Source organism: Tenacibaculum sp. M341, from assembly GCF_004337695.1.
Lineage (GTDB): Bacteria > Bacteroidota > Bacteroidia > Flavobacteriales > Flavobacteriaceae > Polaribacter.
On record NZ_SJXJ01000032.1, the window covers coordinates 491 to 26,434 of the forward strand.

Annotated in this window: 22 protein-coding genes and 1 pseudogene; 10 read left to right on the forward strand and 13 right to left on the reverse strand. The window is 29.8% G+C overall.

The window, feature by feature from the left end:
* The 3 genes from EYW44_RS20765 to EYW44_RS20775 all read left to right on the forward strand — a co-directional run.
* The coding region (locus EYW44_RS20765) for a gliding motility-associated C-terminal domain-containing protein (RefSeq protein ID WP_132727396.1) at positions 1–1,166 on the forward strand (1,166 nt) is incomplete at its 5' end.
* A gap of 15 nt (positions 1,167–1,181) precedes the next feature.
* Entirely contained in the window at positions 1,182–2,114 is a 933-nt protein-coding gene (locus EYW44_RS20770; RefSeq protein ID WP_132727399.1) for a PorP/SprF family type IX secretion system membrane protein, read from the forward strand.
* Positions 2,115–2,141: 27 nt separating this feature from the next.
* A complete protein-coding gene (locus EYW44_RS20775; protein WP_132727402.1) occupies positions 2,142–4,277 on the forward strand; it encodes an OmpA family protein in 2,136 nt (711 codons plus the stop codon).
* Positions 4,278–4,343: 66 nt separating this feature from the next.
* Here EYW44_RS20775 and ribB read toward each other — a convergent pair whose 3' ends face one another.
* The 6 genes from ribB to tpx all read right to left on the reverse strand — a co-directional run bounded on the left by ribB (position 4,344) and on the right by tpx (position 11,290).
* Positions 4,344–5,486: a 3,4-dihydroxy-2-butanone-4-phosphate synthase gene (gene ribB / locus EYW44_RS20780; protein WP_132727404.1), complete on the reverse strand. Its 1,143-nt coding sequence runs from the start codon at positions 5,484–5,486 to the stop codon at positions 4,344–4,346.
* Positions 5,483–6,937, reverse strand: a complete 1,455-nt coding sequence (locus EYW44_RS20785; protein WP_132727407.1) for an LptF/LptG family permease — start codon at positions 6,935–6,937, stop codon at positions 5,483–5,485. The genes ribB and EYW44_RS20785 overlap by 4 nt, the downstream gene beginning before the upstream one ends.
* A 281-nt stretch (positions 6,938–7,218) precedes the next feature.
* Positions 7,219–7,872: a LolA family protein gene (locus EYW44_RS20790; protein ID WP_132727410.1), complete on the reverse strand. Its 654-nt coding sequence runs from the start codon at positions 7,870–7,872 to the stop codon at positions 7,219–7,221.
* An 18-nt stretch (positions 7,873–7,890) separates the two neighbouring features.
* Entirely contained in the window at positions 7,891–10,371 is a 2,481-nt protein-coding gene (locus EYW44_RS20795; RefSeq protein WP_132727413.1) for an FtsK/SpoIIIE family DNA translocase, read from the reverse strand.
* 37 nt (positions 10,372–10,408) lie between these two features.
* On the reverse strand, positions 10,409–10,792 hold the full coding sequence (locus EYW44_RS20800; protein WP_132727416.1) for a diacylglycerol kinase: 384 nt from the start codon (positions 10,790–10,792) through the stop codon (positions 10,409–10,411).
* Positions 10,793–11,290: a thiol peroxidase gene (gene tpx / locus EYW44_RS20805; protein ID WP_132727419.1), complete on the reverse strand. Its 498-nt coding sequence runs from the start codon at positions 11,288–11,290 to the stop codon at positions 10,793–10,795.
* 88 nt (positions 11,291–11,378) lie between these two features.
* Between tpx and EYW44_RS20810 the strand changes: the two genes are divergently transcribed.
* The 3 genes from EYW44_RS20810 to EYW44_RS20820 all read left to right on the forward strand — a co-directional run bounded on the left by EYW44_RS20810 (position 11,379) and on the right by EYW44_RS20820 (position 15,548).
* On the forward strand, positions 11,379–12,737 hold the full coding sequence (locus EYW44_RS20810) for an MATE family efflux transporter (protein WP_132727422.1): 1,359 nt from the start codon (positions 11,379–11,381) through the stop codon (positions 12,735–12,737).
* Entirely contained in the window at positions 12,724–12,948 is a 225-nt protein-coding gene (locus tag EYW44_RS20815; protein ID WP_132727425.1) for a hypothetical protein, read from the forward strand. The genes EYW44_RS20810 and EYW44_RS20815 overlap by 14 nt, the downstream gene beginning before the upstream one ends.
* Positions 12,949–13,109: 161 nt before the next feature.
* On the forward strand, positions 13,110–15,548 hold the full coding sequence (locus tag EYW44_RS20820) for an Imm51 family immunity protein (RefSeq protein ID WP_132727428.1): 2,439 nt from the start codon (positions 13,110–13,112) through the stop codon (positions 15,546–15,548).
* Between the two features lie 22 nt (positions 15,549–15,570).
* On the opposite strand, the gene EYW44_RS20825 is transcribed toward EYW44_RS20820, so the two are convergent.
* From EYW44_RS20825 to EYW44_RS20845, 5 genes are all read right to left on the reverse strand, one after another.
* The gene (locus EYW44_RS20825) at positions 15,571–16,626 is read right to left on the reverse strand and encodes a flavin monoamine oxidase family protein (RefSeq protein WP_132727431.1); all 1,056 of its coding nucleotides are present in this window, start codon (positions 16,624–16,626) and stop codon (positions 15,571–15,573) included.
* A 30-nt stretch (positions 16,627–16,656) separates the two neighbouring features.
* On the reverse strand, positions 16,657–17,580 hold the full coding sequence (locus EYW44_RS20830; protein ID WP_132727434.1) for an NAD(P)/FAD-dependent oxidoreductase: 924 nt from the start codon (positions 17,578–17,580) through the stop codon (positions 16,657–16,659).
* Positions 17,581–17,640: 60 nt separating this feature from the next.
* Complete coding sequence (locus EYW44_RS20835) at positions 17,641–17,949, reverse strand: carboxymuconolactone decarboxylase family protein (protein ID WP_132727436.1); 309 nt, start codon at positions 17,947–17,949, stop codon at positions 17,641–17,643.
* 10 nt (positions 17,950–17,959) lie between these two features.
* Positions 17,960–18,706 (reverse strand): SDR family NAD(P)-dependent oxidoreductase, encoded by a 747-nt coding sequence (locus EYW44_RS20840; protein WP_132727439.1) that lies wholly within the window; start codon positions 18,704–18,706, stop codon positions 17,960–17,962.
* A gap of 61 nt (positions 18,707–18,767) precedes the next feature.
* Complete coding sequence (locus EYW44_RS20845) at positions 18,768–19,328, reverse strand: TetR/AcrR family transcriptional regulator (protein WP_132727442.1); 561 nt, start codon at positions 19,326–19,328, stop codon at positions 18,768–18,770.
* Between the two features lie 179 nt (positions 19,329–19,507).
* Between EYW44_RS20845 and EYW44_RS20850 the strand changes: the two are divergent.
* Positions 19,508–20,548 (forward strand): annotated as a pseudogene (locus EYW44_RS20850) (IS5 family transposase).
* Positions 20,549–20,737: 189 nt separating this feature from the next.
* On the opposite strand, the gene EYW44_RS22365 reads toward EYW44_RS20850, so the two are convergent.
* Complete coding sequence (locus EYW44_RS22365; protein WP_165872289.1) at positions 20,738–20,914, reverse strand: hypothetical protein; 177 nt, start codon at positions 20,912–20,914, stop codon at positions 20,738–20,740.
* Between the two features lie 162 nt (positions 20,915–21,076).
* On the opposite strand from EYW44_RS22365, the gene EYW44_RS20855 reads away from it, so the two are divergent.
* The 3 genes from EYW44_RS20855 to rpsA all read left to right on the forward strand — a co-directional run bounded on the left by EYW44_RS20855 (position 21,077) and on the right by rpsA (position 24,249).
* Positions 21,077–21,505 (forward strand): DUF3995 domain-containing protein, encoded by a 429-nt coding sequence (locus tag EYW44_RS20855; RefSeq protein WP_132727445.1) that lies wholly within the window; start codon positions 21,077–21,079, stop codon positions 21,503–21,505.
* A gap of 89 nt (positions 21,506–21,594) precedes the next feature.
* Entirely contained in the window at positions 21,595–22,209 is a 615-nt protein-coding gene (locus tag EYW44_RS20860) for an IMPACT family protein (RefSeq protein ID WP_132727448.1), read from the forward strand.
* Positions 22,210–22,473: 264 nt separating this feature from the next.
* Positions 22,474–24,249, forward strand: a complete 1,776-nt coding sequence (gene rpsA, locus EYW44_RS20865) for a 30S ribosomal protein S1 (protein WP_132727451.1) — start codon at positions 22,474–22,476, stop codon at positions 24,247–24,249.
* Positions 24,250–24,507: 258 nt separating this feature from the next.
* Here the strand turns inward: rpsA and rmuC are convergent, their stop codons facing one another.
* Positions 24,508–25,944, reverse strand: coding sequence for a DNA recombination protein RmuC (gene rmuC, locus EYW44_RS20870; protein WP_132727454.1), 1,437 nt, complete (start codon positions 25,942–25,944; stop codon positions 24,508–24,510).

The window sequence follows — 25,944 nt, forward strand, 5'->3', positions numbered from 1 at the left end:
ATGTATTTGGAAATGATGTTGTAATACCAACAGATGGAACAATCAGTGTAACTAATGGAACAAATGGAGTAGTTGTAGTAACAGATCCAAATAATACACCAAGTGATCCAAGTGATGATGTTGTGACTTATGAGCCAAATTCAGGGTTTACAGGAACAGATACATTTACTTATACAGTTTGTAACAATGTAACACCAACACCAAATTGTGATACGGCTACAGTGACAGTAACAGTTGAATCTTCAGGAGCAATAGAAATTCCAGATACAGAAGATGACACAGTCAGTACGAATGAGAACACCCCAGTTGATGTAGATGTATTCGGAAATGATGTTGTAGTACCAACAGATGGAACAATCAGTGTAACTAATGGAACAAATGGAGTAGTTGTAGTAACAGATCCAAATAATACACCAAGTGATCCAAGTGATGATGTTATTACTTATGAACCAAATTCAGGGTTTACGGGAACAGACACATTTACTTATACAGTTTGTAACAATGTAACACCAACACCAAATTGTGATACTTCAACGGTTACGGTAACAGTGGAATCACCTGAAATTCCAGATACAGAGGATGATATCGTTGTAACAATTGAAGAAATCCCAATTGAAATTGATATCTTTGGTAATGATATTGTAGTACCTTCTGATGGAACTATCTCTGTTTCAGATCCTAGTAATGGAGTTGTAGTTGTGACAGATCCAAACAATACACCAGATGATCCGAGTGATGATGTCGTTACATATGAACCGAATGAAGATTTCATAGGAACAGATACATTTACTTATACAGTTTGTAATAATGCATCCCCAGTACCTAATTGTGAAACTTCAACGGTAACAATAACAGTAGAGCCAGAGGATATAACAGTAGTTAATGAGTTTAGTCCAAATGGAGATACAGTGAATGATTATTTAACCATAGCAGGTATAGAGAAATTCCCTAACAATACTGTTGAAATATTTAACAGATGGGGTAACACGGTTTACAAAATGTTTGGTTATAGAAATGACGATGCTACTAAGAGATTTGAAGGAGAATCAAATGGAAGAGCAACGATCAAAACATTAGATAAATTACCAGTAGGTACATATTATTATGTTATTGATTTAGGAGATGGTAGTGCAGTTAAAACTGGTTGGATATATATTAATAGATAAAAGGATAATGTTTGTATGAAATTATTTATAATAAAAAAAGTACTTTTTATAGTGTTTCTTAGCTGTGTTACAAGTATGTTTTCACAGCAAGATCCGCACTATACACAATATATGTTAAATACAATGTCTGTGAACCCTGCTTATGTAGGATCAAAAGGACATTCAGTATTAACAGCATTAGGAAGAACTCAATGGGTTGGACTTAGTGGTGCTCCTGATACACAAACTTTAAGTTATGATTCTCCAATAGGATATAATGGATTAGGAATAGGTATAAACCTGGTCAATGATAAAATTGGACCTTCACATGAAACATATTTAGATGGTAACTTATCCTATACATTAGAAACTGGAGAAGAAGGAAATTTGGCATTTGGACTAAAGTTAGGAGGTAGATTGCTAAACATTGATTGGAGTTTGGGAAGATCTGATATTGATGGACCAGATCCTACTTTTGCTCAGAATATTGTAAATAAGTTTTTACCAACTGTGGGGGCAGGTATTTATTATCACGAACCACAATGGTATGTGGGGTTATCAGTTCCAAACTTTTTAAGACAAGAACATTATGATGGAAATAATGCAGTTGGACAAACAGCAATAGAAAGATTACACTATTTCTTAATAGCGGGTTATGTTTTTGATCTTAATGATAATATTAAGTTTAAACCTGCAGGATTAGTAAAATTAGTTTTTGGAGCACCAATATCAATAGATGTATCTGCAAACTTTTTAATCAACGAAAAGTTTAGATTAGGTGCTGCATGGAGATGGGACGATTCTGTTGCTGCATTATTGGGAGCACAAGTAAGTAAATCATTACATATTGGATATGCATATGATTTAACCACATCTAATTATAATGTAGTGAATTCAGGTACCCACGAAGTATTACTTAGATACGAAATTTTTAAAGACGCTAGAATTAGATCCCCAAGATTTTTTTAAAGCATGAACCGAATGATAATGCAATCAATGGATAAACTAATAAGATTAATTTTAATTTTTTGCTCGCTTAGTATTTTTTCACAGAGTAAAAGAGTTGCTGATAGATTTTTTGAAGAATTTGCCTACTATAAATCGGCAAAAATTTATGAAGCTGTTTTTGAAAAAGGAGATACCTCAAAGTACATTGTTACAAGAATAGGTGATTCTTACTATAATAACTCAAAAACACAGGAAGCGGAAAAATGGTATCAAAAATTAATAGAGGAGTATAAAGAAAAAGATCTTGATTACTTATTTAAGTATGCACAGGTACTTAGAAGTAATGGGAATATAAAGAAATCTGATTCTTTATTTATAGTATTAAATAAGGATAAATCTTTCAAAAAGAAGAAAAAGTATTTAGATAAAAAGAATAATTTACAGAACTTTCTTAACGGAGGTAATAAAAAAATTAATGTAAGAAATTTAAAAACGAATACGCCTTTCTCTGATTTTGGAGCGTTTCTTTTTGATCATACTTTTTATTATGCTTCATCTGCACCTAAAGGTACAAGAGGAGAGAGAATTTACAGGTGGAATAATCAACCTTTTTTAAATATTTACAAGTCTAAAATATATTTAGAACCTGTTCCAGAATCTGAAATTGATACTGTTTTAGAATTAACTAAAAAAGAAATATTACCAGCACCAGTGAATACAAAATTCCATGAATCATCAGCAGTGATTACAAAAGATGGAAAGTATATGTACTTTACACGAGTTAATTTTGATGGAAGAAAATTAAGAAGAGATAAGAAAGAAACAGTAAACTTAAAGATTTACAGGGCTGAGAATGTTAATGGATCGTGGACAGATATTGAAGAATTACCATTTAATAGTGATGATTACTCTGTAGGGCACCCTGCTTTGAGTGTTGATGAGAAAACATTGTACTTTGTTTCTAATATGCCTAGTTCTATAGGTAAAACTGATATTTTTAAAGTAGCTATAACTCCGGAAGGATATGGTGAACCAGAAAATTTAGGAAAATCAGTAAACACAAAAGAAAAAGAAATGTTTCCATTTATATCAGATGAAAATATACTTTTCTTTTCTTCGGATGGACATAGAGGTTTAGGTCTTTTAGATATTTTTCAAACTAAAATATATAATGACGGAACTTTTAGTAAAGTAGTTAATTTAAATTTTCCTTTTAATAGTAAGAGAGACGATTTTTCTTTTTATGTAAATAATACCGGAAAGAAAGGTTTCTTTACATCTAATAGATCAAAAGGTAAGGGAGATGATGATATTTATAGTTTTTATATTTCTGATTTACCTGAAGATGAAAAATGTTATCAATCAGTAAAAGGTATAGTAACTAACTCAGTTACTAAAAAGCCTATTCCAAATACAGTTGTAAAGTTAATAGATAAAATTTCAGGAACAGTTATTAATGAGTCTTTAACCAATTCTAAAGGTATATATTCTTTTGAAAAACTAGATTGTGGTGAGGATAATTTGACCATTTTTACAGAGAAAAAAGACTATAGATCTGCTGTGAGCAAAGATTTCTCTTTAACAAAAGAGAATAAGAAAGAATTTAAAATAGATTTAGCTTTAGAGCCTTTAATAATTGGAGATCAAATTGTAATTAAACCAATTTATTTTGATTATAATAAATCACACATACGTGAAGACGCACAGTATGAATTAGAGAATATTGTTTCGGTTATGGATAATCATCCAAGTATGATTATTAAAATAGAATCGCATACTGATAGTAGAGGAAATAAGAATTATAATAGAAAACTATCAGATAAAAGAGCAAAATCTACAAGAGACTTTATCATTTCTAGAGGAATAGATCCTAGTAGAATAGAGAGTGCTATCGGTTATGGAGAGGATCAATTATTAAATCATTGTGATGATGCAAATAGTAAAAAATGTTCTGAAGAAGAGCATCAATTAAATAGGAGATCTTATTTCTACATTGTAAATGGAGATAATATAAAAATAGACAATGCCAAACCAAAAGTTATAGATAGAAAAGGTTATAAAGATCAAAAAGCTGTTTTAGAACGATTACGAATGGTAAGAAAGTCTAGAAAAAAACTTAATAAGGCTTTTTTAAGAAAGAAAAATAAGTGTTACAGTAGTAATAGTGAAAATTGTGATAAATAAGCTTAAAACTTATAAAAAAGCCTCAGGATTTAAATTCTGAGGCTTTTTTATAAAAAGTATTTTAATTTAAAAGTTCACATAGTCAACTATTTCTAAACCATAGCCGATCATACCAACTCTTTTTTCTTGTTTACTATTTGAGATTAAACGAAGTTTATGAATGTTTAAATCGTGTAAAATTTGAGCACCAATACCAAAATCTTTGTTATCCATTGTAATTCTTGGAGCCTTTATTTCACCAGTTTTTTGATTCTCTTTTAAACCTTTTAATCTATTTAATAAGTTTAAAGACTTGTTTTCTTGATTTATAAAAAGAATAGCACCACGACCTTCATCATTAATAACTTTAAACATTTTATCTAGCTTTTTATCAGCATCGTTGGTTAAAGTACCTAAAATGTCATTATTAACAAGTGTTGAATTAATTCTAGTTAAAATAGATTCATTTTTACTCCAAGTACCTCTAGTTAAAGCAATATGAACTTGGTTGTTTGTAGTTTGCTGATAAGCACGTAACCTAAAATCACCAAATCGAGTTTGAATAGTAAAATCTTCTTTCTTTTCTATTAAAGAATCATGTTCCATTCTGTAGGCAACTAAATCTTCAATAGAAACGATTTTAAGATCGAATTTTTTAGCAACTTCTACTAATTGAGGTAGACGCGCCATTGTTCCATCTTCATTCATTATTTCAACAATAACTCCTGCAGGTTGTAATCCAGCTAAACGAGCAAAATCAATAGCAGCTTCTGTGTGACCAGTTCTTCTTAATACACCACCTTCTTTTGCCTTTAATGGAAAAATATGTCCAGGTCTTGCTAAATCAAAAGGTTTAGTATCATTACTAACTAAAGCATTTATGGTTTTAGCTCTGTCTCCGGCAGAAATACCAGTTGTGACTCCATTACCTCTTAAATCTACAGAAACTGTAAAAGCAGTCTCCATAGGGTCGGTATTGTTATTAACCATCATACCAAGCTCTAAATCCTTACATTTTTTTTCTGTTAAAGGAGTACATATTAAACCACGACCGTGAGTTGCCATGAAATTAATCATTTCAGGAGTAGCCATTTCAGCGGCAGCAATAAAATCTCCTTCATTCTCTCTATCTTCATCATCAACAACAATGATAACTTTACCATTGCGAATATCATTAATGGCTTCTTGTATTGTGTTTAGTTGTATTTTTGGTTTTGTTTCAGTTGTCATGAATTTAATTTTTCATCTCTCTTAGAGAATATCTTCTTAAAAAAGTTTTTAGGTTTTGCAAAGATACTATTTATATCAAACAAACCTTTATCTTGTGTAGCTCTGGTAGTTAAAATAATAGCAAGTGGAAGCATAAAAACAATAGCTAACCAAGAACCAACGATAGCTGATATAGTACTTTCTTCTGCCATGTTTCTACCAAAAGTATTAGTAAAGTAGTATAAAACATAAATAGAAATTGCTAAAATCATTGGGAATCCCATACCACCTTTTCTAATAATAGAGCCTAAAGGAGCTCCTATAAAAAATAGCAGTAAACAGGACAAAGAGAAAGCAATTCTATTGTAAAATTCAACGTCATAAAGATTAACTACTTTACGTTTAAACTTGAAAGTGTTTTTATTTGATTTGAAATTATTAATTGTTCTATCTAATTTTGAAATAGCTGAATTAACAATTTCTTTTTGAACTTTTATATCGAAGTTATTTAGAATAACAGTGTCAACTTCTTTATTAATCAGAGAATCTGGATATTGATATAGTTTATTAGCTTTTGTATTTACATACAAACTTCTTGCTCTAGATTCTACATATTCATCATAAGTTTGCTTTAATTTAGGCATAGTATCTTTTAGTTGAGCCAAACTAAGCATGTTAAAGTTGTTCTTATACTTAATTTCATCAAGGTCGCCTTTACTTAAAGCAGATAGATCAATGTTTAAAGTGTATTCATCAAAATCGGCATAAGAGGCTTTCATTCTTTTGCGTTCTTTTAATGAAGTTTTATTATTTACATGATGCTCGAAGAAATGACCATTAGATAGTTTTAAGGTCATGTATTTACTTCCTTCTTCAGAAATTAATTCTCCATTTTTTGCTGTGATTATTTTATTATTACCTTTTTTAGAAGACAAATCATAAATAAGAACATTTTTTAATAAATTTCCTTCTTCACCATATTTTTCATCAAACTTTATTTGATAACCAGGAATATCTCCATTAAAACTACCTGGTACTAAAGCTAAGGCAGGTTGTTTCTTTCGAATATTAAGTTTTAAATTAATTTGTTTTAAAATGGCATATGGATATACATAATCTAAAAAAACAAAATTCAAAGCACTCATAAACAAAGCAAATACAACTAATGGGCGTACCATTCTTTGTAAAGAAATTCCAGCAGATTTAGCAGCTGCAAATTCATACCTTTCAGATAAACCACCTAAGGTCATTATTGAAGAAAGTAAAACTCCGATAGGAAGTGCTTGAGGGGCAACAAAAAGAGTTGTATACCACAAGAACTTTAAAATGATTGACAAACTTATTCCTTTACCAGCTAAATCGTCAAAAGCAAGCCAAAGAGCTTGCATAACTAGTACAAAAAGAATAATAAAAAAGGTAGCTAAAAAGGGTATTAAAAAACTCTTTAATATGTATTTGTCCAATGTTTTCATCAATGCAAAGGTAGTAAGCTTATGTGTAAAAATTAAAAAAGTTTTGTTAATAGAAAAATTAGTTCAAAAAGAGAATGATTTGTGTATTTCTTAATGATTTGAAATGGTAAGAATTTAGAATAGAATATCCCTGTTTTCAGGGGATGGATAGATTAAATTATTAAATATTTTTGCCGCCAGTTTAAAGTGTTTTATCAGAAAGTAATTTTAGTTTCCCCCAACATAATTAAAAAAGCCTCAACAATTTTGTTGAGGCTTTTTGATTTGATTCTATTTTAGAATTAGTCTATTAAGTATCCTAATTTTTCGTACTTGTTACGATCAAAAGCAAACAAGTTTTCAGAAATAGCTTGATTACTTTTAAATTTAGTAATGGTAAAAGTAGTTTCAGTACCGTTAGAACCTATTTGAACTAATTTATAAATGTGTTTAGTTTTAGCATCTATTCCTAATTGTACTTTTACAATATCAGAATTACTATCGATAGGAGTTAAGTTAACATACTGTACTTTTCTACCGTTATTATTTTTTAAGTTACCCATTTCATAATTATATCCTTCTTTATAAAAAGTAAGTAATTTAGAAGGGTAGATAAAACCGTCATCTTCTTCAACATCTCCACTGGTAATTGTAACTTCTTTTTCTTCAGTATTAATTACTACTAATTTTTTACCATCAAAAACAAAGTTATTACCTAAGTAGTTTAAGTTATATTTTTCTCCAGCTAATGTAATATTTCCTCTAATTGGAGGATCATTGGTAATACCAGCTTCTTTATTTACTAAAGTTGAATTAAATCCGATACTCATATTTTCATACGCTCCCATTTTTGTTGAAACCTCATCTAATAAAGATTTTGCTTTTTGAGATGATGATTGCGCATTGATATGTAGACTTACTAATAATCCTACTAAAAATAATGTTATTTTCTTCATATTTACCGTTGTATATTCTTAGTTATTTTTCTCATTTTCTAATAATTGTTCTAAAGCCATAAAATCAGGTACTAATACTTGACGAGCTTTACTTCCTTCAAAAGGACCAACAATTCCTGCAGCTTCAAGCTGATCTATAATTCTACCAGCTCTATTGTAACCTAATTTCAGTTTACGTTGCAATAACGATGCCGAACCTTGTTGAGCGGTTACAATTATTTCTGCTGCGTCTTTAAATAATTTATCTCTGTCTGCTATGTCTATATCAACATTTGTGCCAGCATCTTCACCTACATATTCTGGAAGTAAATGTGCCTCAGGATAAGCCCTTTGCGAACCAATAAAATCTGTTATTTTTTCAACTTCAGGGGTGTCAACAAATGCACACTGAATTCTGGTAATGTCATTTCCACCAGAATAAAGCATATCTCCACGACCAATTAATTGATCAGCACCAGGAGCATCTAAAATAGTTCTACTATCAATTTTAGAAGTTACTCTAAATGCAATTCGAGAAGGGAAGTTAGCTTTAATAATACCTGTAATTACATTTACCGAAGGTCTTTGTGTTGCAACAATTAAATGAATACCAATAGCCCTTGCTAACTGTGCCAAACGAGCAATAGGAGTTTCTACTTCTTTACCAGCAGTCATAATTAAATCAGCAAATTCATCAATAACCAAAACAATGTAAGGTAAAAATTGATGACCATTTTCTGGATTTAATTTTCTAGCTTTAAATTTAGCATTGTATTCTTTAATGTTTCTAACCATGGCCGTTTTTAATAAATCATAACGGTTATCCATTTCAATACATAAAGAATTTAATGTATTTACTACTTTAGAAGTATCAGTAATAATTGCTTCTTCAGCATCTGGAAGTTTGGCTAAGTAATGACGCTCTATTTTGTTGAACAAAGTAAGTTCTACTTTCTTAGGATCAACTAAAACAAACTTAACTTCTGCAGGATGTTTTCTATATAATAGTGAAGTTAAAATAGCATTTAAACCTACCGATTTACCTTGTCCGGTAGCACCAGCCATAAGCAAGTGAGGCATTTTAGCTAAGTCAACCACTAAAGTTTCATTAGAAATAGTTTTACCAAGTGCCAATGGTAATTCCATTTGACTTTCTTGGAATTTTTTAGAAGTGATAGCAGAGTGCATAGAAACTATGGTAGGCTTTTTATTAGGCACTTCTATACCAATAGTTCCTTTACCTGGCATTGGAGCAATAATTCTAATTCCTAATGCAGCAAGAGATAAAGCAATATCATCTTCTAAGTTTTTAATTTTTGATATTCTTACACCAGCTTCAGGAACAATTTCATATAAAGTAATTGTAGGTCCCACAGTAGCTTTAATTTGTGCAATACCAATTTTATAGTTCTTTAAAGTTTCTACAATCTGATTTTTATTCGCTTCTAATTCTTCAGGATCTATAGAAATACTTTCATTGTATTCTTTTAATAAATTAAATGTAGGAAAACGGAAATCACTTAATTCTAGGGTAGGGTCAAACTCACCAAAATCTTGAACTAATTTATCAGAAATGTTTTCGGTTACACTCTTTTCTTCTTCAACTTTTTCAATAGCTATTTGTACTTCTTGTAAGGTTTGTTCACTTGGTGAATTTATTTCTAAAGGAGTATCTTCAACTGTATTTTCAGTTGTAGAAGTAATTTTTAGTTCTAAATTATTTTCTTCATTATCAACACCAGAATGTTTGTTAATGGTTGGCTGAAGATTTTTAACAGACATTTCAAAGTTTGATTTAGCTTCATCGCTAACAACTTCTGGTTCTTTTTTAACGACTGTTTTAACCTCTTCTTTAATATCGTTAGTAGGTTTTTCAGCAACAACAGTGTTATTAGCTTTAGCTGTAGCTATATTTTGTTTCTTCTCGTTAATACGTTCGCTAATTTTTTCTAGCGTAAGTTTAAAGCGTATTACAAGGTATAATATTAAAAAGAAAGTTAGCACTATGGCTAAACCAGTTCTACCTATAAAAGTTCTTAGGTAATCATTTAATTCGTAACCAACAGTACCAGATAATAGGGCAAACTTTTTTTCAACAAAACCTAAAGCAATAGAAACCCAAAGCATGTTAAAAAGTCCCCAGTTCCAACGAACAACCATACTTTTTAATCTACTTTGAAGTAAAAAACTAATTCCAGTTAAAAAAGTTAAAAAAGGAATTATAAAAGCGGCTAAACCGAAACCATTGTATATAAAAGTATGACTTAAGTTAAAACCAATTTTACCTAAAAGGTTTTTAGTTTTAATTTGTCTGTTAGCAAAATTATGTAATGTACTTTGGTCTTCTTGCCAAGAAAAGAAAAAAGAAATAAAAGCAACACATAAAAAAACGGCAAAAAGTACTAAAAAAGCACCTAAGACTGTTTGCGTTTGTCTGTTTTTTAAAAAATCAGAAATAACTGATTTTGAGGCGATTTTTTGAGGTGTTTTTGTCTTTTTTGTGTTTGTTTTTTTAGCCATATACGGTGTTAAATTTAGACCTGTAAATATAGAAATATTACGATAATAAGTTCATTATTTTTGGAATGTATATTATACAACCAATAATTATAGAAATTATTGCTGCAAAACCAGCGGCGCCAGCAGCAACATCTTTTATAACTCCAATTTTGTTATGGTATTCAGGATGAATAAAATCTGCAATTTTTTCTACAGCAGTATTTAAAGCCTCAGCTACTAAAACAACACCAATAATAGTTAATTGAATCATCCATTCAATAGCCGAAATATTAAAGATAAACCCGAAGACAGTAATAAAAAGCCCAATAAAAAATTGAGCTTTTATACTATCTTCAGTGGTAATAAGAATGAGAATACCTTTAAAAGAATATGTAATTCCTTTTAATCTTCTCTTAACAAATCCACTTTTTGTTTTTCCCATTTATAAAGCTTTTAAAGCTTCACTGTAATTAGGTTCGTCTACAATTTCAGATACTTGTTCTGTATAAGCAACTTCACCTTTTTCGTTAATTACTACAATACAACGAGAGTGTAAATTGCTTAAAGGACCATTTGAAAATTCTAAACCGTAATCTTTTCCAAAGTCTCCAGTAGCAAAATCAGAAAGCATTTCAACGTTTTCAATACCTTCAGCGCCACAAAAACGACCTTGAGCAAAAGGTAAATCTCTAGAAATACAAAGAACTTTTGTATTCTCTAAAGCGGCAGCTTCTTTATTAAAATTTCTTACAGATGTAGCACATGTACCCGTATCTACACTTGGAAAAATATTTAAGATAAGCTTTTTACCTTCATAATCTTTTAACGACTTATGAGATAAATCAGTAGCAACAAGATTAAAATCAGGTGCTTTAGAGTTTAATTCAGGTAATGATCCATTTGTTTGTATTTCATTGCCTTTTAATGTAACTGTAGCCATTTGTTTTTGTTTTTATTCTAATCAAAAATAGTCAAAATCTATCAATTTAAACTATCTTCGTGCCCTCAAAAAAATAAAAAATGATTCTGTGAAATTATCAAATTACACATCAGAATTTAAAAGGAATTTAACCCTTGCGTATCCTGTTATGTTAGGACAATTAGGACATGTTTTAGTTGGACTAGCAGATAATTTAATGGTAGGTAAGTTGGGGGCTGCGCCATTGGCATCTGTATCATTAGCAAACGGATTAATGTTTATTTTTTTATCATTAGGAATAGGATATAGTTTTTCTATTACAACTTTAGTAGCAGAAGCAGATGGAGAAAAAGATATTGCTAAAGGGAGAAATATATTTAAGCATGGAGTTTTTGTAACTATAATTTTAGGATTTATTGTTTGTGCTTTATTGCTGATATCTCAACCTATAATGTATTACATGCAGCAACCAGTAGAAGTGGTAGAACTAGCAAAACCATATTATGCAGTAATAGCGTATTCCATGATTCCTTTGATGATTTTTCAAGGATTAAAGCAATTTGCCGATGGTTTATCGCTTACTAAGTATGCCATGCAAGCAACTTTATTGGCTAATGTAATTAATGTGTTTTTTAATTATGTTTTAATCTACGGAAAGTTTGGGTTTCCTGAATTAGGAGTAGTGGGTTCAGGAATTGGAACCTTAATTTCTCGCTTTATGATGGTTGCTTTTATGATATATATGATTAAAACTAGAAAAGAATTTTCTGAATATATAAAAGGTTTTTCTTTGAGAGGCATTCAGAAAAAAGTACTAAAAAAAATATATGATTTAGGAATTCCTACAGCATTACAAATGTGGTTTGAAGTAAGTTTATTTGCTTCAGGTATTTTTTTAGCTGGAAGTATTGGTACCAATACACAAGCAGCAAATCAAATTGCACTGAATTTATCATCTATGACATTTATGATTGCCATAGGTTTAGGGGTAACAGCTACAGTAAGAGTAGGAAATCAAAAAGGACTAAAGAATTTTGTTGAATTACGAAGAATAGCTTTATCCATCTTTTTATTAATGATATTGATTGATATTGTATTTGCTGTTTTATTTATAGCTTTTAAAGGAATTTTACCTACCTTTTATGTAGAAAATTTAGAAGTAATAGAAACAGCTAAAATATTGATTGTTATATCTGGTTTTTTCCAATTATCAGACGGTATTCAAGTAGTTGTTTTAGGAGCACTAAGGGGAATTCAAGATGTAAAAATACCAATGCAAATTACATTCATAGCTTACTGGATTATAGGTTTTCCTATTTGTTATTTCTTGAGTATTTATACGAACTTAAAAGGAATTGGAATTTGGATAGGGCTTTTAATTTCTTTAACAGCATCAGCAGTAATGTTGTATATTCGCTTTCATAAACTGACAAAAAAATTAATTTACAATACGAATGGAGTTGCCTAAATTTTTATTAGCAGACAATAGTAAACACCCAGAGGATATTTTTGTGTTACATACAGAATATCCTAGGTTTTTAATCAATTTAAAAGATGATAGTGTAGAATGGTTTGAAGATATAGCCGATGAAAATGAGCAAGAATTAGCGAATGCACTAGAGCAATTGATTGAAATGGCTGGGAATTTTTACGATGAAGAAATGAAAACTTACGAATAAAAGAACGATTATTAATCGTTCTTTTTATTTTTATAAATTATAAGTAAAAAAAATCTTTGTCAAAAGAAGTTTCTTAAGAGAGAAAGAAAAAAGGAATTTGATGCTAACTTTAAGGTATATAATTTCTAAAATCAACTAAATTATATTTTAATACCCCCACTATGAATATTCAAACTTACACTAGATTATTAGAAGAATCAGATTATAAAATGAAATCTATAATACAAGGAGTAGCATCTGGAGATGCCTTTTTAAATTTAGGTAAGGTTTTAGATCGTTTATCTTTTTTTGATGATTTTGAAGAGTTAGAAATTGAAATGAAAGAGAATGAAGATAGAGCAGTTGTTTCATTATTATATAAAGAAGAACGTTTCAATTATCGTATAGAGCTAGAAGAAGTTTCAGTAGATCATTTCTTTAATTTATCGCATCAATTAACAGAAATTGAAATCGAAAGGTTAAGAAATGCTCAGATGGGAATTACTGTAATAACTCATTTTAATGAAGATAACTTGGCTTCTTACCATTTACAAATAAAGATTTTATGTGCTTTATTACCCAATTTATCAAGTATAGTTGATTATAGTTCGTTAAGTATTTTATCAGGTAAATGGGCAACATTGTGTGCTGAATCTGAAATTCCACCTCCACCGTCATATTTATACAGAATTCATGCAGTTTCAGGAGATGATAATGAAGTTTGGTTGCATACACATGGATTGAATAGGTGTGGTACTATTGAATTAGAAATTTTAAATGCAAGCAAAGAGAATGATGGTTATAGAGCCGTAAGTAGTGTTATTGAAACATTGGCTGTTAAGGCTATAGATAATAACTTATCTGAAAAAGAATTAGAGCCTATTTTTTTAGGACACGATATTGTTGTTACTTGGAAAAAATGGGAAGAAACCATAGAAGATTTTAATTGTTTAGGTGCCAGTTATGAAGATAGAGTAGGGCATGATTTTCCTTGCGGAGTTTTATTCTTGTATAAATCTGAAGAAGATTATGAGCAAAAAAGATTAAGTTCTATGAATGATATAATTCCTCATTTACAAGAGAATCCTTTGTTTTTTATCAGTAATAAAGAAACTCAACGAATGAAGAGTTTGGCTGTAGAGCGAATTGATTATGTATATGAGAATGCTTTTAAAAATGAAAATAAAATTCTTATTAAGGTTGGAGTAGAAGTTGATGAAGGATATAAAGATGAAGAAAATGGTTTTGATACAGAACATTTGTGGTTTGAATTGGTAGATATCACTAAAACAACATTTACAGGAGTTTTATTAAATCAGCCCTATTATATAGAAAGGCTTAATGAAGGTGATCAATTTCAATTTGGAGAAGATGAAATTACAGATTGGATTATTTACACTAGTGATGATACAATTTATCCAGATACAATTTACTTATTGATGATTGACAATCATAAAGAAGTTATTGATATAAATGAAAATAGAGAAGCCTTTATTCAACAATTACAAAATTGGCACGAAATAGATAAACATCAAGAAATTATTGAAGCTTGTAGAAGTTTAGATAAACTGGATTATGAAGTATCTTCTTTGTATTGTAGAGCATTAAATAATTTTGGATTATTTGATGAAGCAATTAAACAGATGCTTACTTTTAAAGAGGAAGCCAAAGATGATTTTAAATGGCATTATAGATTATCATACTCATACGATTCAGTTGCAGATTATGATAATGCTTTAAAAGCAATTCAAGCCTCTATTGATATTGAAGATGGTTATGCTCCAGCATGGTTACAACTAGGTTTTATATACAATGGCTTGGATAGACATAAAGAGGCGCTAGAGGCTTTTGATAAAGTATTTTTATTGTATGAAGCTAGAGGAGAAGACTCAGGAACTTCTAAAGATGAAGTAGCTTATTTAAAGCAAGTTTATGAAGGAATACAAGAAGTTATTGAAGATAAAAGAGAGTTAGATTTATATAATTTGCTCACAGATTTAAAAGAGGAAGGTAACTTTGAAGAGATCAAATCAATTTTAACGAACTATAGTATTGAAAAATACCCTTTTCAGCTGTTAAAAATCGAAGCACATATTGTTTTAAAAGAGTATGAATTAGCATTACAAAGTTTAGAAGAAGTAGCAGAAGAAAATAAAGATCATAGTAGATGGCTGTTTCACAAGTTTACAGTGTTAAAAGAAACAGGAGAAACTTTAAAAGCTGATGATGTTTTTAAAGAGTATGAAAAAGCTAAATCTACAGAGAATGAGTATGTAAGAATTTATCATTCAGAAAACTTTACAAGTGTTGTATTAAATATTTATAAACCTAAAGTTAAAGAGCTGTCTAAATTAATAGAAGCTAAACAATCTGAGTTTAAAATTAACTCACGTCATTGGGAGCGTATTGTATTTAATACCATTCAAGATGAAAATGCTGAATTATTAAAATATGTAAAATTTGATTTAGATGGAGAAGAGTTTTGCGTGTTTTACTTTGAAGCATCCGAAGAAAACAACAAAAAAGCGGAAGTTGTAAAAGAGATAGTCACTAAAATTATTGAAAACAAAGAAGCAACGTTAGAGTATGTAATTAATAATTTTGATAAAATTAATGTATAATACAAAAAGAGCTAGTTTAAACTTAAACTAGCTCTTTTAATTTTTTAGAAATTTCGATACTTCTTAATACACAACCTTCCATATAACCTGGAAAATTCTCACATGTTTCTGTACCTCCAAGAAAAAGTTTACCATTAAAAAATGATTTTTGGTATACAGGATGTCCATTATTTTGATGTGGATTTTCATTAAACTGATTATTAAAACAAGTTAAAGATTCTAGTTTCCATACCTTCTCTTCATAAGATTGAAAGTCGTTTGCTTGTTTTCCAAAAAACTTAACTAATTGTTTTATTATTAAATTTTTGCGCTGCTCTTTGGTTAATTGATATAAATTAGAATTCATAAATCCCATCAGAGAGAAATAATTTTCATGTTTATCTGAATGATCATAAAGTTCAGTAAAAGGACCAACATGACTAAAACAAACACCAGAAAGTTTCGACTCTTTCCAAAAAGGTTTTTTATATATAACAGCAAATTTTATAGCGTCTTTCATCCATGTGTGTGTATTATTAGCAATGGAAAATACTTTTTCTGGTAAATGTGGCTTGAAATCTATGGAATTAACTAATAGTTTAGGCGGAATAGTAGTAACTACAAAATCAGTAATATATTCAGATAAATTGGTAGTAACTTTTACTGTATCATTAACATCAGTGATTTTAGTAACCCTTTCTTTTAAATGAATATCATCAGAACTAATATGTGCAGCAAGCTTTTTAATTATGGTAGATGAACCGCCTTCAATTCTATAACTTACTTCTTGGTTTTTTGGTAATTCAAATTTTTGAGGACCAACAGAGTTCATAGCTTCAAATAAAGCGTAGCCATCCATTTGTTGTTCAAACAAATTTATATTTAATTCACTACAAAGAGTTTTTAAACCAACATTATAGTTCCATAACCATGTAGCCCCAAGTTCAACCTTAGTATTATGGCTTTCTTTAGTGAAAATTCGTCCACCTAATCGATCATTAGCTTCAATAATTTGAACAGAAATATTTTGATTTCGCAAAAAATAAGCTAAAGAAAGTCCTGATAAACCGCTACCTATTATTATAATTTTCTTACTCATTTAATTTAAAAAAAGATAAAGAATTAAAAATCAACTATTTAAAACAATATTAATTTTTTCTTCTATTAGAGATTTATTTATAAAGATACCAGCTTTGTTACCCTCAGAAGTTGCTCTAGCTACTGTTCTTAAGGGAGATGTATTATCTCCAGCAGCATATATACCATTGATACTTGTTTTATTTTCGAAATCAACCGATAAGTAACCATTTTCAGTTAATTCACAACCAAGTTTTACAGGAATTAAAGTATTATGTTCAAATTTCATTTTAGAATATATAGCTTCTAAATTTATTGAATTATTATTCTTTAAAATGATTTTTTGGATATAGCCATTTTTATGAATAATTTCTTGAATTTCCTCTTCAATAATTGAAACTCCAAACTGATTGATTGCAGTTGTTTGCTCCTTAGAGAATTCAGAGGGACCATTCGTAAAAATAGTCAAATCATCTGTCCAATTTTGTATTAACTTGAATAGATCAAAGCCTGTATCACCATTAGATATAATACCTGTCTTTTTTCCATGAACTTCGTAACCATGACAATAAGGACAATGAAGAACAGAAATTCCCCAGCATTCTTTAAAACCTTTTATATTTAGAAGTACGTCTTTAATACCAGATGCAAAAAGAACTTTTTTAGCAGATAAATTATGGTCAGAACTTGTGAAAACTTGAAAAGTACTATTCTCTTTTTTGATATCAATTACTTCATCAGAAACAAACTCTACAGTAGTATATTTTAAAACCTGTTCTTTAGCTAAATTTGAAATTTTAGAAGGAGAATTACCATCTTGGGTAATAAAGTTATGAGAATGAGGAGTAAATCTATTACAAGGTTTACCACTATCTATAATTAAAGTTTTTCTTAAAGATCGACCAAGAGTCATAGCAGCAGATAAACCAGCATAACTACCACCGATAATTATAACTTCATATTGATTTTCATTCATAATAAGTGAAATTTTAAACATATTAAGGTTAAGCTAATATACTAGCTTAACCTTAATTTTTTAGTTTATTATATGTGTACCATGAGTAACAGCAGCACCTGCTCTTAATGCAGCAGCCACAAAAGTTACCTCAGCAAGTTCTTCTTCAGTAGCACCAGCTTTAATGGCTTTTTCTTTATGAATTTCTAAACAATAAACACATTGAGTAGTTAAAGCAACACCTAAGGCAATTAGTTCTTTATATTTTGCTGGAATTGCACCATCTTGCATGGCTGCTTTATCAAATTCTTGAAAAGTAGTCATTGCTTTCGGAGCTTTTTTACCAAGAATACCTAGCTTGGTAAAAAGATTAGTTATAGTTAAATGCATACAATTCTTTTTAGTTTCTACCAGCAATTACACCTCCATCAACATCCCAAATAGCACCAGTAACCCAAGATGATTTTTCAGAAAGTAAAAATGTAATACTATTTGCTACATCATCAGCTAAACCATTTCTACCAATAGGGTGAAAAGCATTAAAAGACTCTAAAGCATTATCAGCAGCTTCTTTTCCACCAAATACTCCATGGTATACAGGTGTTTGTACAACTGCAGGTGAAACAGCATTTACACGAATACCGTAATCGGCTAACTCCATAGCTAAATGTTGTGTTAATGAGTGTAAACCTGCTTTTTGCATAGAATATGCAGAAGAAGGAGTTGCTTTTACAGCTTGTTTAGCCCACATTGAACCAACATTTACAATAGAACCAGAATTGTTTTCTTTCATTTTTTTAGCAACAGCTTGTGTTATAAAGAAGAAACCTCTATTCAAATCTAAATAAGAATCATAATCTTCAACAGTATGATCTAAAAAAGGTTTTGGACCAAAAATACCAGATGCATTTACTAAATAGTCTACACTGTTTAAAGAAGCAATTGTGTCAACTAGGTTAGCTACTTCACTTTTATTTGTAATATCTACTTTATGTTTGATTAGATTTTCATGGTCACCAACCTTGTCGATGCTTCTACCAACAATATGTACAGTGGCACCTTCATTTAATAATTGATTTGTTGTTGCATAACCAATACCGCTAGTTCCACCAACGATGATTGCTACTTTGTTTTGAAAATTTGACATTTTTTTATTTTTAATAATTAACAATTGAACAGACAAGTCTGTCTTTTTTAGTGTAAAAAAATTATACTATTTTTTTACATATATTTTTAGCTTCTATTATTGGCCAATCATTTTGATGTAAATGACTTTCAGCTACGGCACTTTCGTATAATAAGTAAATTTGTTTTGAAATAATTTGAGATTCATCATTTGATAAATCAGGGATGTTTTGACTTAATAAATCATTAATGAAATCAATTAATTGTCTTTTTTGTAACTGAATTTCATGTCTAATTCTAACATCGTCTATAGGTATTTCAGAAACAGTTTTAATACACCAACATCCATTAAAGTCTTTTTGTTTAAAAAAAGCTTTTAAAAAATCAAAAACAGCTAAAACTCTATCTTTTCCACTATTTCTTTCTTCACAGAAAATTTTAATATCATTAGAAAAGATTTCGTTTTTATGTTTTAAATAAGCTAAACAAATATCTTCCTTAGATTTAAAATGATTGTATAAAGTAGCTTTAGCTATGCCAGCTTCAGCAATAATTTCATTAATACCTGTTGAATTATATCCGTTTTTATAAAATAACCCAGAAGCTATTTCTATAATATGTTGTTTTGTTTTTGACTGTTTCACATTGCAAATATATAAAAATAAAATTAAAACAGACAAGTCTGTCTTTTTTATTTTCATGGCTATTTGATAAATGAATAGTAATAAATAAAATTTAGAAGAGGTAGGGAAGTAGTAGAACAACGTTTTAAGACCGTTGCAAGGGGTTTTAAAAATTGCTTAATTTTTCTTACCTTGATTCTATGGAACACCAACATAACCCTACATTAGCAGATAGTATTTGTGATTTACGATCTCGAAAAATAAAACAAACATTTTTTACTCAGGTGAATACTTTATTAGATTGGACAGTTATCGAGTCTATTATAAAAATTCATTATAAAAAAGGTAAAAGTGCCACAGGGAAACCGAGTTACAGTGGTTTGTTATTATTTAAAATGTGCTTATTACAAACTTGGTATGGATTGAGTGATTATGAAGTTGAAGATCGTGTAAATGATAGTATTTCCTTTGGCTATTTTTGTGGTTAAACTATTGACAGTACAGCACCAGATCACAGTACTTTAAGTAGATTTAGAACTATTATGACAAAAGCGAATGCTTACGATTTACTTTTTAAAGAGATTAACAATCAATTAGAATCTCATAATATTATAGTTAAAAAAGGAGCTATTGTAGATGCAAGCGTAGTAGATACTCCTTTAAAACCTAAAGGAAAGACCAATCATAAAGTTACTGAGGACAGAAAAGATACTCAAGAAGTTAGTGTAGAAAAAGAGTATCCTGAGAGTGTAGATAAAGAAGCTTCTTGGTTAAAGAAAAGAGGGAAGTATAGATATGGTTATAAAAAGCATTATGTTACAGATGAAGAAGGACTCGTTTTATGAGTGGTAACCACTAAAGCTAGCACTAATGAAATCGCTAATTTAGAAGAAGTATTAGAGGCAGCTGATCTACCAGAAAACATTCCTTTAAAAGCCGATAAAGGATATAAATCAGAAAAAAATGATCAGCTTTTAAAAGAGAGAAAACTTAAAAATCATATTCTAAAAAAAGCTAAAAAGAATAAACCATTAACAAAATGGGAAAAGAAATTTAATAAACTCGTGGGAGCAACTAGATTTAAAGTCGAACGAACTTTTGGAGGAATAAAAAGGTGGTTTAATGGAGCAATTGCTAGGTATAGAGGAATTAACAAAATGCATACTCAAAATCTTATGGAAGCTATTTGTTATAATTTATATCGAAGTCCAGGAATAATTGCGTCTAATTGTCAGAATTAGGGAAAAAACACACCTAAAAAGGCTATGAAATAACAAAAAATGACTCAAAAAAGTTAAAATATACTCTTCAAAAATTTAAAAGTGGATTTTTAATCCTAATAAAGTGAGTTTTGCAACGGTCTTGTTTTAGTAAAAATAAAAAAGAGATTAAACCATAGAATAGTTTAATCTCTTCAATGATTTTAAATCTTACAATAAAATACAGCTACCCCAAGCATTACAATAGCATGGTTCTCTTAGTTCGTATCCGTTAGGTAAAGTGATACAACACCATCTGCTTCCGCACTGTGTCCATCTACCTCCATTGATAGATTTTTGATCTTCCTTGTTTAAAATTGTTCCTAAATTTGAAATGTTTTTTAACATGATTTGGTTATTTAAGTTTCTCTAAAATAGTGATTTAAAATAATAGAGCAAAACTTACTATAAAATATGCTTTCTTATTCATAAATTAACGATATTGACATTTATCAATCTTTAGAAAAGAAACATTTAAGACATTTATCACTCAATTTAAAAAGTTATAGTATGGTATTTTTTTTATCATTATTAAGTAGTTTAATTTTATTTATAGTTTCAATATTTCATGTTTATTGGGCATTTGGTGGTCATTTTGGTGTAGAAAGTGTTATACCAAAAAAATTAACTGAAGATGAAAATAGAATGCCGCCAGCTATACTTACATTGATAGTTGCTATGGTGTTTTTTGCAATGGGGATTTTATTTTTAGATAAGCTAAATAGATTTGATTTTAGTTTTATACCAGAGTTTTTGAAGAGTTATGGAATAATTTCTATGGGAGTAATTTTTTTAATTAGAGCCATTGGTGAATTTAATTATGTAGGATTCTTTAAGAAAATAAAAAATACAAAGTTCGGAATTAATGATACTAAATATTACTCACCACTGTGTTTGTTTTTAGCTATTTCAGCTTTTATTATTGAGTTTACACAGTAAAGTATTAGAGTATTTTACCAGCTAGTATTGCACGATTGCTATTAAGCTAATTGATTGTCTTATCTTGCACATTCTAATTTAGAAAACTAATGATAGAAGATACGTACAAAACAATTACGCTTCCTTCACAAGAAACATTATTTAAAGATCGAAATAGTAAATTTTTTGGTTATGCCTTTCCTGTTAACAATGAAGAAGATATAAAAAATAGATTAGAAGAACTAAGAAAGCTGCACCATACTGCTAGGCATCATTGTTACGCATGGCAGTTGGGAACAGAGAAAATTAGATTTAGAGCAAATGACGATGGAGAACCTAGTAATTCGGCAGGTCAGCCTATTTACGGACAAATTCAAGCATTTGGTGTTACCAATGTTTTAATTGTTTCTGTTCGTTATTTTGGTGGAACTAAATTGGGAGTTGGCGGGTTGATTAACGCCTACAGAAGTTCAGCTCAGTTAGCATTAGAAGCATCTGAAATTATAGAGAAAACTATTAATATTGAATACAAGTTAACGTTTGGTTATGATATGATGAATAAGGTGCAACAAATTATTAAAAAACAGCAGATAGAAATTATAAATCAGAAGTTAGAATTGAATTGTGAATACATTATTTCAGTTCGTAAAAAAGAAGCTGAAAGTATTTTTAATGTATTTGATAATTTGTTTAAAGTTGAAATTAAAGAAAATGAATATGAGTAATTTAAAAGTATGTTAAATTACTCATATTTAATGTTTAGATAAGAATTTATCTAATTTTACAGATAAAACGGTATAATATAGTTGATGTTAATTGTAATAAACAATTTAAATTTAGGATAATTCATTAAAAATCTGTACATTTGCACGCCTTTTTGCAAGAACAGATTTAAAAAAGGTTTAAAATTTTTTACAAAAGTTTAATTTCTCTTAGCGTTAGTGTTGTTAAAAATCTGGCTAACAAAAAGATACAAAATTATTTCAGACATGTCTGAAGAAACAAAAAAAACAGTTGAAGAAACTGTAAGCCCAGCACAATTTTTAGCAACTTTTAACTGGCATAAATACGAAGAAGGTATTGATGAGGTTGATGAGTCAAAATTAAAAGAATTCGAACAAGCGTTAGAAGGAACTGTAGGTTTCGTAAACGAGCGTGATGTTATCGAAGGTGCGGTTGTACGTATCACTGATCGTGATGCTATTATTGATATTAACTCTAAATCTGAAGGAGTTATTTCATTAAACGAATTCCGTTACAACCCTAATTTAGCTGTTGGTGATAAAGTAGAAGTATTAGTTGATAAGAGAGAAGATTCTTCTGGTCAGTTAGTATTATCTCACAAAAAAGCACGTGTAATTAAAGCATGGGATAGAGTTAATAATGCACACGAAACTGGAGAAATCGTTAACGGTTTTGTTAAGTGTAGAACTCGTGGAGGTATGATTGTTGATGTTTTCGGAATTGAAGCATTCTTACCAGGTTCTCAAATTGATGTGAAGCCTATCCGTGATTACGATCAATACGTAGAGAAAACTATGGAATTCAAAGTTGTTAAAATCAACCACGAATTTAAGAACGTAGTAGTTTCTCATAAAGCATTAATCGAAGCTGATTTAGAAGAGCAAAAACGTGAAATCATCGGTCAATTAGAAAAAGGACAAGTATTAGAAGGTGTTGTTAAAAACGTAACTTCTTATGGTGTGTTCGTTGACTTAGGTGGTGTTGACGGTTTAGTTCACATTACAGATTTATCTTGGTCTCGTATCAATCACCCAAGTGAGGTTGTTGAGTTAGATCAAAAATTAAATGTTGTAATCTTAGACTTTGATGATAACAAGTCTAGAATTCAATTAGGTTTAAAACAATTATCTGCTCACCCATGGGAAGCTTTAAACTCTGACTTAAAAGTAGGAGATAAAGTAAAAGGTAAAGTAGTTGTTTTAGCTGATTATGGTGCGTTTGTAGAGGTTGAAGATGGTGTTGAAGGATTAATCCACGTATCTGAAATGTCTTGGTCTACTCACTTACGTTCTGCTCAAGATTTCGTAACTGTTGGTGACGAGGTAGAGGCTCAAATCTTAACATTAGATCGCGAAGAGCGTAAGATGTCTTTAGGTATGAAGCAATTACACCCAGATCCATGGACAGATATTACTACTAAGTTCCCAGTTGGTTCTCAACACGAAGGAACTGTTCGTAACTACACTAACTTTGGTGTATTCGTAGAATTAGAAGAAGGTATTGACGGATTAGTTTACATCTCTGATTTATCTTGGACTAAGAAAGTGAAGCATCCATCAGAATTTGTAACTGTTGGTGATAAGTTAGCTGTTCAAGTATTAGAATTAGATGTTGAAAACCGTAAGTTAAACTTAGGTCACAAGCAAACTCAAGATAACCCTTGGGATGCTCACGAATCTAAGTATACTATCGGATCTAAGTTCGAAGGAACAATTACTACTAAAAATGATAAAGGTGCTACCGTAACTTTTGAAGATGGTGTTGAAGCTTTTGCTCCAGCTCGTTTCTTAGAAAAAGAAGACGGAGGTAAATTAGCTAAAGGAGATACAGTAGAGTTTGTTGTAATCGAGTTTAGTAAAGAATACCGTAAGGTAGTAGTTTCTCATACTTCAATCTTTAGAGAAGAAGAGCAAAGAAACGTAAAAGCAGCTGCTAAGAAAGCTCAAGAGTCTGAAAAAACGACTTTAGGTGATATCGGTGGTTTAGCTGAATTAAAGAAGAAAATGGAGCAAGGAAACTAATTCTTAATCCGTTTAAAATATAAAAAGACTGTCTTTTAAGACAGTCTTTTTTGTTATGTATAGTTTTTTTAGTTTTAATGAAATAGTTACTTGATTTTATTAATTTCTATTTGAAAATTTTTTAGGTAGTCAAACGAGATGAAAAATAGTGTAGATAACAATTCATATGAAAAACATTTCAATAATGAGAATAAAAAAATCGTACAAATTATAATAAACATTGTACGATTGAATATTTAAAAAAATGTTTTTGATATTTTAATTTTCTTTAGCTCTATCTATAATGTTTTTAGGTAGTACTTTTTTGGCTTTAGCACCCATTTTCTTGAGTTTTTCAACACTAGTTATTAAATTACCTCTTCCTTCAACCAATTTGTTCATAGCTGCGCTATATTCAGTTTTAGTAGCGTCTATTCTCTTACCAATGTTAATTAAATCTTTTAGTAACCCTTCAAACTTATCATATAAAGCACCAGCTTGTCTTGCTATTTCTATTGCGTTACGCTGCTGTTTTTCATTATTCCACATGGTATCAATAGTACGAAGCGTAGCCAATAGGGTAGTAGGAGTAACAATAACAATGTTTCTTTCAAAAGCCTTGTTATAAAGTGTGTTATCTTCACTTAAAGCTACCGCAAAAGCAGGTTCAATAGGAACAAAAAGTAAAACAAAATCAGGTGATTCAATTTTATAGAGATCTTCATATTTCTTTTCAGATAGTTGTTCAACATGACGCTTTAAAGAAAGAATATGCTCTTTTAAAAATTGTTCTTTCTCAAGGTCATCTTCTGTATTTACAAATTGTTCATATGCAGTAAGAGATACTTTACTATCTACAATCATTTTTTTATGATCGGGTAAATGAATTACAACATCTGGCAACACACGTTTCCCTTCTTCATTAGTAAATGATTGTTGAACAAAGTATTCTCTATCTTTTTCTAATCCTGATTTTTCAAGTACGCGTTCCAGTACCAATTCTCCCCAGTTCCCTTGAGTTTTACTGTCACCTTTTAAAGCTTTAGTTAAGTTGATAGTTTCTTTACTCATTTGAGCATTTAACTCTTTTAATCCTATTATTTGTTGACGAAGCGCAGAGTGATAATCGATACTTTCTTTGTGTGTTTTATCAACCTTATCCTCAAAATCTTTGATTTTCTTTTCTAAAGGATCTAAAATATTTTTGATATTTTCTTTATTCTGAACAGTGAATTTATTCGATTTTTCTTCTAAAATTTTATTAGCTAAATTTTCAAATTCTTTTGTGAATTTTTCTTGTAAACCTTCTATTTCTTCTTTTTGGTCAATTAGTTTATGATTTAAATTTTTTAAATCAACATCTTGACGCGTATTCATTTTAATAAGGTTTTCCTTTTCTTTTTGAATGAATTTTAACTCTTCTTTTAACTCATCTAAGTTATTGTCAGAAAGAGTTTTATATTCCTTTAAGGTGTTATTACGTTCCTTCAATATATCTTTTTCAGAAACAACAAACTTTAATTCATTTCGTAAAGAAGTAATAGTTTCAGAATTAGAAGTCTTATCTACTAAAAGTACATTATTTCGTTCTTGTAGACTTATTTTTTCATTTTCAAGTACAGAAGCTTTATTTTTTTGAATGATATACGATAATAAATAGCCTATAATAATTCCAACAAAACTAGTGAGTAAAAGATATAGTAGTTGACCTGTCAT

Excerpts from the sequence above, each read along its gene's own strand:
- EYW44_RS20855 (WP_132727445.1), top strand. The coding sequence starts at position 21,077 with ATGGTATTTTTTTTATCATTATTAAGTAGTTTAATTTTATTTATAGTT.
- EYW44_RS20785 (WP_132727407.1), bottom strand. The coding sequence starts at position 6,937 with ATGAAAACATTGGACAAATACATATTAAAGAGTTTTTTAATACCCTTT.
- EYW44_RS22365 (WP_165872289.1), bottom strand. The coding sequence starts at position 20,914 with ATGTTAAAAAACATTTCAAATTTAGGAACAATTTTAAACAAGGAAGAT.
- EYW44_RS20835 (WP_132727436.1), bottom strand. The coding sequence starts at position 17,949 with ATGCATTTAACTATAACTAATCTTTTTACCAAGCTAGGTATTCTTGGT.
- EYW44_RS20815 (WP_132727425.1), top strand. The coding sequence starts at position 12,724 with ATGGAGTTGCCTAAATTTTTATTAGCAGACAATAGTAAACACCCAGAG.
- rmuC (WP_132727454.1), bottom strand. The coding sequence starts at position 25,944 with ATGACAGGTCAACTACTATATCTTTTACTCACTAGTTTTGTTGGAATT.
- EYW44_RS20860 (WP_132727448.1), top strand. The coding sequence starts at position 21,595 with ATGATAGAAGATACGTACAAAACAATTACGCTTCCTTCACAAGAAACA.
- EYW44_RS20840 (WP_132727439.1), bottom strand. The coding sequence starts at position 18,706 with ATGTCAAATTTTCAAAACAAAGTAGCAATCATCGTTGGTGGAACTAGC.
- ribB (WP_132727404.1), bottom strand. The coding sequence starts at position 5,486 with ATGACAACTGAAACAAAACCAAAAATACAACTAAACACAATACAAGAA.
- EYW44_RS20825 (WP_132727431.1), bottom strand. The coding sequence starts at position 16,626 with ATGAGTAAGAAAATTATAATAATAGGTAGCGGTTTATCAGGACTTTCT.
- EYW44_RS20800 (WP_132727416.1), bottom strand. The coding sequence starts at position 10,792 with ATGGGAAAAACAAAAAGTGGATTTGTTAAGAGAAGATTAAAAGGAATT.
- rpsA (WP_132727451.1), top strand. The coding sequence starts at position 22,474 with ATGTCTGAAGAAACAAAAAAAACAGTTGAAGAAACTGTAAGCCCAGCA.
- EYW44_RS20820 (WP_132727428.1), top strand. The coding sequence starts at position 13,110 with ATGAATATTCAAACTTACACTAGATTATTAGAAGAATCAGATTATAAA.
- tpx (WP_132727419.1), bottom strand. The coding sequence starts at position 11,290 with ATGGCTACAGTTACATTAAAAGGCAATGAAATACAAACAAATGGATCA.
- EYW44_RS20830 (WP_132727434.1), bottom strand. The coding sequence starts at position 17,580 with ATGAATGAAAATCAATATGAAGTTATAATTATCGGTGGTAGTTATGCT.
- EYW44_RS20770 (WP_132727399.1), top strand. The coding sequence starts at position 1,182 with ATGAAATTATTTATAATAAAAAAAGTACTTTTTATAGTGTTTCTTAGC.
- EYW44_RS20790 (WP_132727410.1), bottom strand. The coding sequence starts at position 7,872 with ATGAAGAAAATAACATTATTTTTAGTAGGATTATTAGTAAGTCTACAT.
- EYW44_RS20775 (WP_132727402.1), top strand. The coding sequence starts at position 2,142 with ATGGATAAACTAATAAGATTAATTTTAATTTTTTGCTCGCTTAGTATT.
- EYW44_RS20795 (WP_132727413.1), bottom strand. The coding sequence starts at position 10,371 with ATGGCTAAAAAAACAAACACAAAAAAGACAAAAACACCTCAAAAAATC.